The organism is Psychrobacter sp. TWR1-1-1, from assembly GCF_049895865.1.
Taxonomy (GTDB): Bacteria; Pseudomonadota; Gammaproteobacteria; order Pseudomonadales; family Moraxellaceae; genus Psychrobacter; species Psychrobacter immobilis_A.
The window spans coordinates 1-11554 of record NZ_JAFCTE010000025.1 but is presented as its reverse complement, the minus strand read 5'-3'; the positions used below and the strand labels follow the sequence as shown (position 1 = coordinate 11554).

General features: G+C 39.1%; 10 protein-coding genes and 1 pseudogene. 9 read left to right on the top strand and 2 right to left on the bottom strand.

Features of this window, described 5'->3' with window-relative positions; genetic code table 11:
• The 8 genes and pseudogenes from ACP69U_RS13185 to ACP69U_RS13150 all read left to right on the top strand — a co-directional run.
• Positions 1-1557: alpha,alpha-trehalose-phosphate synthase (UDP-forming) (locus ACP69U_RS13185; RefSeq protein WP_426138756.1), on the top strand; the 1557-nt coding region annotated here is incomplete at its 5' end.
• A gap of 101 nt (positions 1558-1658) precedes the next feature.
• On the top strand, positions 1659-1823 hold the full coding sequence (locus tag ACP69U_RS13180) for a hypothetical protein (protein ID WP_426138755.1): 165 nt from the start codon (positions 1659-1661) through the stop codon (positions 1821-1823).
• A 100-nt stretch (positions 1824-1923) separates the two neighbouring features.
• Entirely contained in the window at positions 1924-2580 is a 657-nt protein-coding gene (locus tag ACP69U_RS13175; protein ID WP_426138754.1) for a hypothetical protein, read from the top strand.
• Positions 2581-2769: 189 nt separating this feature from the next.
• Positions 2770-3141: a hypothetical protein gene (locus ACP69U_RS13170; RefSeq protein WP_426138753.1), complete on the top strand. Its 372-nt coding sequence runs from the start codon at positions 2770-2772 to the stop codon at positions 3139-3141.
• A 476-nt stretch (positions 3142-3617) separates the two neighbouring features.
• Positions 3618-4301, top strand: a complete 684-nt coding sequence (locus ACP69U_RS13165; RefSeq protein WP_426138752.1) for a DUF421 domain-containing protein — start codon at positions 3618-3620, stop codon at positions 4299-4301.
• A 356-nt stretch (positions 4302-4657) separates the two neighbouring features.
• A pseudogene (locus ACP69U_RS13160) lies at positions 4658-4822 on the top strand (KGG domain-containing protein); the annotation flags it as partial.
• A gap of 266 nt (positions 4823-5088) precedes the next feature.
• Positions 5089-5556 (top strand): CinA family protein, encoded by a 468-nt coding sequence (locus tag ACP69U_RS13155; protein WP_298869458.1) that lies wholly within the window; start codon positions 5089-5091, stop codon positions 5554-5556.
• A gap of 234 nt (positions 5557-5790) precedes the next feature.
• Positions 5791-7878 carry a catalase gene (locus tag ACP69U_RS13150; RefSeq protein WP_426138751.1) on the top strand — a complete coding sequence of 696 codons (2088 nt, stop codon included), beginning with the start codon at positions 5791-5793 and terminating at the stop codon, positions 7876-7878.
• Between the two features lie 341 nt (positions 7879-8219).
• Here ACP69U_RS13150 and ACP69U_RS13145 read toward each other — a convergent pair whose 3' ends face one another.
• Together ACP69U_RS13145 and ACP69U_RS13140 are read right to left on the bottom strand one after the other, a co-directional pair.
• Complete coding sequence (locus tag ACP69U_RS13145) at positions 8220-8624, bottom strand: hypothetical protein (protein ID WP_426138750.1); 405 nt, start codon at positions 8622-8624, stop codon at positions 8220-8222.
• 737 nt (positions 8625-9361) lie between these two features.
• Positions 9362-10252: a LysR substrate-binding domain-containing protein gene (locus ACP69U_RS13140; RefSeq protein WP_426138749.1), complete on the bottom strand. Its 891-nt coding sequence runs from the start codon at positions 10250-10252 to the stop codon at positions 9362-9364.
• 147 nt (positions 10253-10399) lie between these two features.
• Between ACP69U_RS13140 and ACP69U_RS13135 the strand changes: the two genes are divergently transcribed.
• Positions 10400-11263, top strand: coding sequence for a DMT family transporter (locus tag ACP69U_RS13135; RefSeq protein WP_426138748.1), 864 nt, complete (start codon positions 10400-10402; stop codon positions 11261-11263).
• The last annotated feature ends 291 nt before the right edge of the window (positions 11264-11554 follow it).

The following is an 11554-nucleotide window of genomic DNA, read 5'->3' as shown; positions in this document are numbered from 1 at the left end:
ATCGTCCTATCTAACCGAGTTAAAATGCCTGATAACAACCCAATGGCAGGTGGACTTGCAATAGTACTGCAAGACGTGTTGAACGGAAAATCAGTCGTTTGGATGGGGTGGAATGGTGACATTATTGACCAGCTAAATGATAGCGCAGGCAATGAATTTAGCAGTAACAAACGAACTGCTTTAGCGAATACTCAGGCTGATTTGACGCGAGCAGACACAACCATCACTTATATAACTACTGCACTTACCACTGAGCAGTATCAGCAGTTTTACTGCGGTTTTGCTAACAATGTGCTGTGGCCATTACTGCACGAGCGCACCGATTTAATTCATCAAGCGCCAGAGGATTACGTAGGGTATCAAGCGGTAAACCACCTTTTTGCTGAGCAATTAAAAAAAGTTGTAGAGCCTGATGATGTGATTTGGGTACATGATTATCATTTTTTGAGTGTGGTATACCATTGCAGGCAATTAGGAATCAAAAACCGCATCGGCTTTTTCTTGCATATTTCATTTGTATCACTGCCATTTTGGCAACAGCTGGATAAAAGCTTTGAACTCATTTCCCACCTTGCCTATTACAATGTTGTAGGCACGCAAACTCAAGAAGATAAAGTCAACTGTTTTGGCGTCATTCAGCACTATTTAAAAAACTCACTAATAAAAAACTTCCACAATCAGCAAAATATTGGTACCCCTAACTGCTCAACCAGTACGCAGGTGATCCTTAACTTAGGTATGGATACCCCACATAGCTTACTGATTGATACCTATCCAATTGGTACAAATGTGGCTAAAATCCAACAGCAAATTAGCCACTTATCTTTGCAATACGCCAAATATACTGATCATAAAAAGCAGATAAAGCCTGCGACCCAACAAATTATTGCGGTGGATAGAATCGACTACTCGAAAGGCTTATTGAGGCGTTTTTCAGCGTATCGCGATTTTTTACAGCAAAATCCGACCTATCAAAATAAGCTGACGTTATTACAAATCGCCTGTCCTAGTCGCTTAGATTTACCTGTTTACCATGAGCTTTATAACGATGTCAGACAAACGGTTCATAATATTAATCAGCAATTTTTGCCAAATAAAAATGGTCAAAAAGATGCGGCCGGAAGTCGCCAAGCCATTAATTATAGCGAAACCGTATTAAGCCACGAGGCATTGATGAGATTATTTTGGCAAAGTGATATTGGCTGGGTCAACTCGCTTAAAGATGGTATGAATCTGGTTGCCAAAGAATATATTGCCGCCCAAAACCCTGACAATCCTGGCGTATTACTGGTCTCACGCTATGCTGGGGCGGCTGAGCAAATGCAAGCGGCGGTCATCATCGACCCATATCAGCCAAAAAGTATGACAGAAGGCTTAAAAATAGCTTTGACCATGCCCCTAGATGAAAGAAAGATACGTTATGAATGTTTATTACAGGGTTTGAAACAAGAGAATTTACACGCTTGGCATCAAGGCTTCTTAGAAGATCTATATGACAATAAAGAGTACCAAATAGATAGCGTGAGTCCTGTTGCGAATAAATTATTTGGCACATAGCAGTGAAGATGCACCCATGAGACTGCCGAATGCAAACTTTTGCTATTAAAGGTTGAAGCCAGGATAGATAGCATTAGATGGGAGGGGATTACGTAAGTGTTATGAAAATTGGTATTGCTATTCCTGCCCATACTGAGCCAATGGCAATTACTGGTTGTTTAATTACCGAGTCTCATGAATATACTGTTACTTGGGCAATTGTTTCCATGGAACGATCAATAGTCGTTTATAAACCAATGCAACAGACAGGTTTGCAGGATCTTTAGCAAATTTGAAACAAAATAATCTCTATTGAGATACGCAATATAAGAGGGTGTGGCCTTATGATTGAGTGTAAATATACTTCACTAACAAGGATTAGAAATCATGTCAAACCAGCCTACTGATAACGATAACATCAAGAATGCTCTAGAATCGCTTGAAAATACAACGGAAGCGCCTTCAAATAATGAAGTGACGGGTGTTGAGGTTTTAAAAGGCGATAAAGTAATATATGAAGACGGTGATTTTGAAGATTACAATGCCGAAAAACAGATTGAGTCGGATAAAGAGGGTAAATCTGCCAAAGAAGATGAATCTAGCGAAAAAGATGAATCTAGCGAAGATGATAAGTCTGAAAAAAATGATAAGTATGGTGCGACGATAGCTAATATCTACCAATGGGCGTCTAAGCTTAAGGATGATTTTATCTCTGACAAAGACGGCAAATCTGATTCTGATGAAAAAGAGACTTCTGATAAAGATGATAAGCACAGTGCCACGATAGGTCATATCTATCAATGGGCGTCCAAGCTCAAAGATGATTTTACCTCTGAAGCTTCCAACATAACGCATGAAGTTTCTGAAAAAGCGCTTGCTATGATGCTCAATAGGCTTGTAGACGGTGTAGAGGCTGAGCTAAAAGCCTTTGATAAGAAGGTAGAAGACTCTAAAGACTCAGTGCCTAATCTAGCCGAGGAACGTAGTAAAATTTCCGATAAAAAAGACAAATACCAAAGTATGCTTGACCTACTACAAAGCTAACTAAACCTTTGGATAATTATTGTTAATCATCCTATGGGGTATTTACAAAATTTGAAAGTCTACTTACTTCTTTCTTAATAGAAAGTTAACGAAAACAAACAAAAACCTCATAATACTGGTGAGTAACTCAATTATGCTGAGGCAATAGAAGCTATCAACCAATTTTTCAATTTTATTAAGGATAATGAGATGAAACCACTAAAACCAAACCGCTTATTACACACGACTGTATTGAGTTTGCTACTGGCAGCTACGATGGGCGTTAGTGCTTGTAGTAGTGAAAAAGAAGGTGATAATGCTCAATCAGGCGACGCGACAGGCACCAATCAATCGAGTGACGTAGATACTTCTTCTTCTGGAGGTGATGCCCCTTTAACGGAAAATGATTCTAATATAGGTGCTGGAGAAGGTTCTGGTACGTCTGCCAATAATGAAGTGAATGCTACTAATCCATCTGGATCGACCGATAATATGGGTAATAGTGGGCCAGACACGAATATTAATAGTGATAGGGATGAAAATCCTAATCTAGATCAAACTCCAGCCAATGGCGTGCAGTAGAGGTAGTAGCTCTCCCACACAGCAGCATTATCAAAAAACGATTAGGTTATAGTGGTAATTCGTAGGTCTAGTATAAAAATAAACGTATTCTAAGAAACTGAATGCTAATCGCTGATAGATTAGTCATAAATTGCCGTCAATAAAGAGAAACAAAATAGTTAATAGGCAGTTTTAGCGATTAGTATTAGTACTCCAATGTTAAGTGTTTGAGCAAGGCACTTAGCATTGGATTTTTTATTGCCTTTTATTTAGTGTCTCAAATAACTTCTTATTGAATTCGACCTATCAAATATGTCTTTAATATGACCTTGCTGCTCTCCTCTTACCGACATATTTTTGATAGAAATAAAGGAGCGATACTTATAAGAAAGGTTACTCAAGAAGCTATTTTACTTTTCAAACTATGATCTTTTATCAGGATAATAATAAATTGCGAACTAGCCTAGTCTCTGTAAATCATTAATAGGAATTCACGAATGGATTGGGCCAGTATTTTCATACATGATACCAGCTGGGCGTTTGCTGCAGAAATTGTCATACGTGTGGTTGTCATGTTTACGATGATTATTTTGTTCTTACGTTACACTGGTAAACGCGGTGTTCGCCAGTTGTCGATTTTTGAGTTAACCATCATCTTATCGCTAGGGTCTATCGCGGGGGACCCTATGTTTACTGAGGATCTTCCGTTAATCCAAGCCATATTGATCATGAGTATCGTCATCTCCCTATATCGTTTATATACGTGGTTAATGGTGAGATATCGTCCTTTTGAGGATTTTTTAGAAGGTACGTCACTTTACATTGTAGAGGATGGCCAATTGGCTCTTAGTAAGTTTGAATTAGGCCAGATGTCACATGATGAGTTTTTTGCTGAAATGCGCATGCAAGGCATTGAACATCTAGGTCAAGTCCGTATAGGTTTGTTAGAAACCACGGGCAGCTTTAGTATATTGCTCTATCCACATGATGAGGTGCGTTATGGTCTGCCGCTATTTCCTAAGCAGTATGAAGCCGTCACTAAGATAGAGCCAAGTTGTCATTATGCTTGTATGTTTTGTGGCTATGTTACTCATCCCTTAACCCCTGATGAGCTTTGTAATCGTTGCCAAAGTAAATGTAGAGGCTGGGCCAAAGCACTCAATGATAGGGTGATTAGATAACTATCCCTCTACTCAGTAAAACGTTTTGTTGCTGGGTTTATAGTGAGTTAGATTCCTTCTAAAGGAATGCCCCTTATCCTATATTAGTCCAAGAATTTTTATACAGAAAGGTTGAATATCTTAATCAGAACATACTCTTACTTTTCATTACCCAAGAAATCTAGGAGCTGTCGTATATTGGAATTGTTAGCAATCGCTTTAGGAAAAACGTTTGTTAACAATATGTTATAGAGAGAAATCATAATAAACTCACGGAATAAACTAATCAAGGTAGATATACTATGACTAATCAATCTAACAACTCCGATAAAGACAATAACCAGTCTAATAACTCAAACAACTCAGGTGGTTCTAATAACTCAAACAACTCGGGTGGCGATACTTCAAACCGTGGTTTTGCCAGTATGGATCCAGAGAAGCAACGTGAAATTGCTAGTGAAGGTGGTAAGGCCGCTCATGAAAAAGGTACGGCTCACGAATTTACCTCTGAAGAAGCAAGAGAAGCTGGTAAACAGAGTCATAAAAATGATGATAATCGAGGTAGTTAGGGAGCGAAATCCGACTACACTATCTTTTGTATGATAAATAAAAACTCTTAAGTCTGAATTTTGCCCCATAAGATGTGAATAGCTTATGGGGTTTTTTTATTCTTCATTGTTTTACTTAAAAAATATGAAGACTGGCTATTTAAAGCATAGAATTATTTATGGCACTATTCTATTTCTACCAGTGTTAAGAGAACGCTTTATAGGGATATTAAAGGGATTTATATAATGTGGAGACCATGATGACTAATAAATGTGCCGAATTATTGGCAAACAAGGAATTAACCATAAGCTTTATTGAAAGCGCCTCAGCTGGGTATTTATCGCACCGGTTTTCTCTTAGCCCTTATTCAGGGGAGGTACTGGTAGGCGGATTAGTCTGTTACGACGTTAAAGTAAAAGAAAATGTTCTCAACGTACCTGACCAATTAATTGAAGACTATACCGCTGAGTCTTTAGAGGTCACACAAGAGCTGGTTCGTAAAGCCCAATCACTATTTAAATCAGATTTATATGTGGCCTGCACAGGTTTGTTGAAGCGTGGCGGCTCTGAAACAAAAGATAAGCCGGTTGGGACTTTTTTTTATTGTATCTCCTATAAGGATCAATTGTATGATTTCCAATGTGTATGTAAAGGTGCGCCGCAGAAAAAACTGCGCAGTTTGAACAGCAAAATCTGTAAAAGTATTATTGAGGTTGTGCGCACTTAAGATATTATTTTATTTTTCTAATATCATTGTTTTAACTTGTCTTTTTTATTATAGCCAGCTCTCAACGACTGGTTCATGCCAGGAAATACACTCATATTAAACGTTGTTTTTTTTAACCAAACATCAACACCTTTACCCCTGAATTTTGCTTAGTATAAAAAGACATTATTAAAAGATAATAAGAATTCTGCCCAACTTAACACCTACTAAGACTATAACTAGGATGGATGAATAATGAAAAAAACTATTAATCATACTGATCCCGCCGCCGATATGTACACTACTAAAGGTTTAGGCGGCGAAACCCATCAGCGTGCTGATGATGGTACTCAAGCGCTAACAACCCAGCAAGGGGTGGTTATTTCTGACAATCAAAACTCTCTTAAGAATGGCGCTCGGGGACCGACCCTGTTAGAAGATTTTGTATTACGTGAAAAAATCACGCATTTTGATCATGAGCGCATTCCTGAGCGCGTAGTACATGCGCGCGGTAGTGCGGCTCATGGTTATTTCGAGCTGACTGAATCGTTAGAAGGGATTACAACGGCCAAGATCTTAACTGAAACAGGTAAACAGACTCCGTTGTTCACCCGCTTCTCAACCGTCGCAGGTAATAAAGGTTCTAAAGATACGCCGCGCGATGTTCGAGGTTTTGCAGTCAAGCTTTATACAGATGAAGGTATTTGGGACCTGGTTTCTAACAATATGCCCATTTTCTTTATTCAAGATGCCATAAAGTTCCCCGATTTTGTTCATGCAGTTAAGCCTGAACCCGATCGCGGATTTCCGCAAGCCGCCTCTGCCCATGATACGTTTTGGGATTTTGTATCACTCAGTCCTGAAACCATGCACAATGTCATTTGGCTCATGAGCGATCGGGCTCTGCCGCGAAGTTATAGCACGATGGAAGGCTTTGGTATTCATAGTTTCCGCCTTCTTAACAAGGATGGAAAAAGTACCTTTGTACGTTTTCATTGGAAACCTGTATTAGGAGTACAGTCCCTCATTTGGGATGAAGCTGTTAAAATCTCGGGTGCTGACCCTGACTTTAATCGCCGCGATCTATTTGAGTCTATCAATAGGGGTGATTTTCCTGAATTTCACTTAGGAGTGCAGTTATTTACTGAAGAAGAAGCCGCAACATTTCCATTCGATCATTTAGATGCCACAAAACTGATTCCAGAAGAAATGGTTCCTGTTAGGATAATTGGTAAAATGGTACTTAATCGTTATCCTGATAACTTTTTTTCTGAGACAGAACAAGTAGCATTCTGCCCATCACACGTACCTCCGGGCATTGACTTTAGTAATGACCCATTATTACAAGGACGCCTATTTAGTTATTTAGATACGCAGCTCAAGCGTTTAGGGTCACCAAATTTTGTACAGATCCCAATTAATACCCCGCAGTGTCCGTTTGCTAATAATCAAAAAGATGGACATATGCAAATGCGGGTACCGAAGACACGAGTACTTTATGAACCACAAAGCCTGGATCCAACTCGGCCCCGCGAAAGCGTTAGGCAAGGATTTAAGTCATTTGCTGAGACGTTAGACGATGGCGTGAAAGGTCGTATTCGTGCTGAAAGTTTTGCGGATCATTATAGCCAGCCGCGTATGTTCTACCGAAGCCAAACGGCAATTGAGCAAGCCCATATTGCGTCAGCCTACGCTTTTGAGCTGGCTAAAGTAGAGACCGCCCATGTACGAACACGTATGCTCAGTCATTTGCGTCATATTGATGAGGACTTGGCCCAGCGTGTGGCAAAAGCGCTTGGTATGGCGTTACCCGAAGCCGCCTCCCTGGCATCACCCGTTCAGGATATGGCAACTTCTACAGCTTTACAAACCATTGGACGCACCCCTAAAAGTTTAAAAGGACGCATGATCGGTATTTTAGTCGCCGAGGGCTCAAGCTATCATGAGATAGAAAAATACGAAAAGGCTGTGAAAGCGGAAGGCGCCGCTGTTAAAATTGTGGCTCCTAATAAAGAGGTACTGCTCGATGATGGCACTCGCATTCAGGCTGATGAGCGCCTTTCAGGGGGTCCCTCAGTGTTATTTGATGCTGTGGTTAGCATCATTATGCCGGACCAGGCTAAGAAGCTGGCTCAAGATAGCTCAGCTTTAGACTGGTTTACTGATGCTTATGTGCATTGCAAAGCCATTGCTTATTGCAGTGCGACAGATGAGTTCATTTTAAATAGATTACCTATTGAAAAAGATGCGTTTGTCACACCCTTATCCGACATGACGAATTTTATTGATAACGCTAAAATGCGTCTATGGGAGCGCGAGCCTAAGGTTCGGGACCTTGCATAAGCACCTCTTTATATTGCCTTATTTCATCAATAACCCAGCCCATATGCTGGGTTGTTTTTTAGGTATAGTAGAATTACGTTAAAATCGATACAGTACGATTGGGATAAATTTTTCCTCCCCTTTTTGATAATAACAAGCAAGAAAAACTGATATCAGTCACATATAATTATGACGTATCGCTTTCATTTTAAAGTGGCCCTATGTTATTTAATGCTCACTTTGACCTTTATGATATTCTAAAAAGTTGTGAAAATAGTATAAAAAACATTCAGATGCATTTATTAGTGGGTTATTGTCATGCGTTTACAAACGTCTATGGACATTATTAGAATGTAGGCATCTTACTGATTAACTTCCTCAGGCTCCTGTTTTTTTTCTGCAAGACTGGTCTGCCTATCCTCAGTTTGTTTTGTTCTAATATTGTTCAATTCTAGAGCTGATGCAAAAGCATGCTTGTCAGGCGTAGGAATATGGCTTTCATTCGTTAATGAGCGATCATTTTCAGCAAAACGAGCAGCCGATAACAGTTGATCATTTTTTTGCTGATCTTTAGTGTTGAAAGTATCTACTAGAAGATATAAAGAGACTGGAATTAGAAGAAGAGTTATTAGTATTCTTTTGGTGAGCGCCTTATGTGGACGAGACTTCCATTTGTACAGTGGTGCTAATAACATGAGCACACAAATAACGGCTACTAAAAGCTTAAATAACGTATCAGTGGATAAGTTAAATATATTAGCTATCATATCTTTGTGTCCAACTTACCCGTTCTATTAGTATTGTTTCTAAATTTGATTTAAAAGGCAGCTTTAAAGCGGTCTGTTAGAGGATCAAGCAAGCAATCTTTAACAGATAGTAAATATTATGAGCGAAGAATTCGAAAATTTTATTTGAATCCTTAACTCAAGATACTCTGTAATAGCCTCTAGCTCACTGCAGTTAAATCCATGCTATCACTAATGATTAATATTGTCATTATATATAGCCCAGTTAAAGATAGATTTAGTCAGCAGTTTAGGGTTTAGCAAGCTTATTTTTTTATTCATAAAAGTAATAATAACTAAAATTGAGTAGCTTACTATCTTTTAGATTGGAACCTATCAGGTTATGATATTTAACATCCTACAAAACTGATGACTATTTATGGGAAGTACCCCACTCTCAACTTATTTTTCTAAGGTATTGGTTTACTTAGTTTTTAAAATTTCAGTTAAAACAATTAAAATTTTAAATTCTATAAAAATCAAAAGCCTACGATAAGTTGAGATTGGCGTGGGAAGTATAAGTTTTTATGATCTGTTCTTTCCAGTATTGCTCTGTCTGAACTCTCCGTATGGTGAGTCGTGGCTCAAACAAATGCAGCTACTATCAATTTTAATACATTAGCTGGCCGCAGCATAGTTGTCGCACAAGGTTTATCACTTTGGAACCCCTTAACAAATCATTATTTTCCTTGTAACAACAAATAAGATAGAGGATTTCTTTACTCACACTGAGATTCTAACCATTTAGATAGTTTAGTAATATCGTCCTGATTGTTCTTTAATTCCTTGTAAACGAAGTAAAATTTATCCCCTGTTAGTAGTTCGTGCATTGGGATTCTAACGAGTTTCTGCTTATAAGATTGATCTAGCATCATATAGTTGTTAACGAGGGTAACTCCCAGATTGTACCGTGCGGCTTCTATCGCTAGTAGTACATGACTAAAATGATTTATCTTTATATCCTTCGGTAACTCAAATCCGCCTGCCTTACACCACCGCAGCCAATCCTCCGCTATATTCTCACTTATATCTGTATACCTCACGGACAATATTGGATGCCGCCACAATGCATCAGGAAGGGGTTTATCTCTTATTTTCTCCCAAAGCTTTTGACCACAAACAGGATATAAAGTTTCAGAAAATAAAAACTTACTGATGAAAGCATGTGGAGGGGGATTGACGGTGATATAACAATCGGCCCTTTGCTCATTATAATCAGAGGGATGATTGACCATATCTAAAGTAAGTTCTATTTCTGGATACTGTCTATAGAAGTCTTCTAGTCGAGGAATCAACCAATTCACTGCGACTGAACTGTACAGAGCTAAGCGTATATGCCCAGGTTTTCCATGCTTAATAATCTGACTACTATCTGAAAGAAGACCCAATGCGCGACTCACATCTGTGAAATAACGCTCACCAACCTCTGTCAACGAAAAGGTCCGGCCTTGCCTGTAAAACATTGCTTCCCCAAGATACTTCTCAAGGATGCGTATTTGGTGACTCACGGCACTTTGTGTCACATTGAGGCTCTCTGCTGCTTTTGAAAAGCTGTTAAGCCGTGCAACGGATTCGAAGCATTGTATGGCACGCAGCGGTGGTAAATCCATTATTATCTCAGCTAATACTAAGTATGGTTTATATCATTATACATCATAGCGTTACTTGCATATACTGCCTGACAGATCGTTAAATCAGCATGAACCCATTGGGGTTTTAACAGTTTCTGAATTTAAAATAGGGCGGGGAGGATAAGTATGCCAAAGATGAGTGTTGCATTTGCCATGACGCTATTGGTACTAGGAAATATTATTGCGATCTTCTCGGACGCCTTGATAAAGGACTTGCCCTCTGAGACGGCGGTGTATCAGTTTATCCTGTTTCGTCAATTAACAGCGGTTTTAATGCTGTTGCCATTTTGCTTAATAAAAAAAAAGAGCAAGTTATTCAGTAATATGAAATGGCACTTTGTTCGTAGTCACGTTTGGTTGTTGGGTGTGATATTCATGGTGCTGTCTCTTCAAGCACTGCCTCTCGCGACTGCGAATGCTATTTTTTATGCCGCCCCTTTATTTATATTGCCGCTAGGTTTTTTATTTTATAAAGACAGATTAACCTTTCCAACTATAGCGGTATCTATGTTAGGTTTTGCTGGTATCCTCGTTATCGTACAACCAAAACAGATTAATTCAGGGGCAGTTTTTGCGCTTATAGTAGCGGTAACCATGGCGATAAACAATCTCTTAGTTCGTAAACTTCCACAACATCATTCTGTCTATCAAACGCTACTTTTGACCAATTTATTAGGAATACCGTTCGCGCTTGGTTTGGCTATTTGGGAGGGACAGCCATTTGATTGGCGCTCATTGATTACGGCCGCCAGTTCAAATGTATTTATTTTGATTTATGCGGGTATATGCGTACAGGTGTACCGACACATTGAAGCGTACAAAGTCTCTAGTGCGGAATACTCAGGTTTAATAGGGGCGGTGGTGGTTGGAATCATATGGTTTAACGAAGTGCCAAATATGACTTTGTTAATAGGTTCTGCGCTGATTATCCTACCTTTGATATGGCTTGCTACTCTTGAATCTATGAGGTTTAGACAAAAAATTGGGTAGGATAACTATATATCTTAAAGCTAAAAGCTTTCTTTAAAAATCCCCTAGACTGGTGTTTGAGCGTGAGTATTTTAATTGAATGGACTGAGCTTATAGCCAGTCTTGGAACTATTGATGAAAGCGCTTTTATCAGCGTTGCTAGGGAGCGCAGCATTCAGCTTGTTAGGTAATCTGAGCTATGCTGAAGAAACCGTAGAGATAAACTTGGTAAACTAAGCGTATTAACAGGAGTTTACCATGACCAAGAAAGTAAGAACCTACAGTGACGAATTTAAAGCCGAAGCTGTTAAA

Coding starts and splice junctions, on each gene's coding strand:
- ACP69U_RS13155 (WP_298869458.1), top strand. CDS start 5,089: ATGACTAATAAATGTGCCGAATTATTGGCAAACAAGGAATTAACCATA.
- ACP69U_RS13150 (WP_426138751.1), top strand. CDS start 5,791: ATGAAAAAAACTATTAATCATACTGATCCCGCCGCCGATATGTACACT.
- ACP69U_RS13180 (WP_426138755.1), top strand. CDS start 1,659: ATGAAAATTGGTATTGCTATTCCTGCCCATACTGAGCCAATGGCAATT.
- ACP69U_RS13170 (WP_426138753.1), top strand. CDS start 2,770: ATGAAACCACTAAAACCAAACCGCTTATTACACACGACTGTATTGAGT.
- ACP69U_RS13145 (WP_426138750.1), bottom strand. CDS start 8,624: ATGATAGCTAATATATTTAACTTATCCACTGATACGTTATTTAAGCTT.
- ACP69U_RS13140 (WP_426138749.1), bottom strand. CDS start 10,252: ATGGATTTACCACCGCTGCGTGCCATACAATGCTTCGAATCCGTTGCA.
- ACP69U_RS13165 (WP_426138752.1), top strand. CDS start 3,618: ATGGATTGGGCCAGTATTTTCATACATGATACCAGCTGGGCGTTTGCT.
- ACP69U_RS13175 (WP_426138754.1), top strand. CDS start 1,924: ATGTCAAACCAGCCTACTGATAACGATAACATCAAGAATGCTCTAGAA.
- ACP69U_RS13135 (WP_426138748.1), top strand. CDS start 10,400: ATGCCAAAGATGAGTGTTGCATTTGCCATGACGCTATTGGTACTAGGA.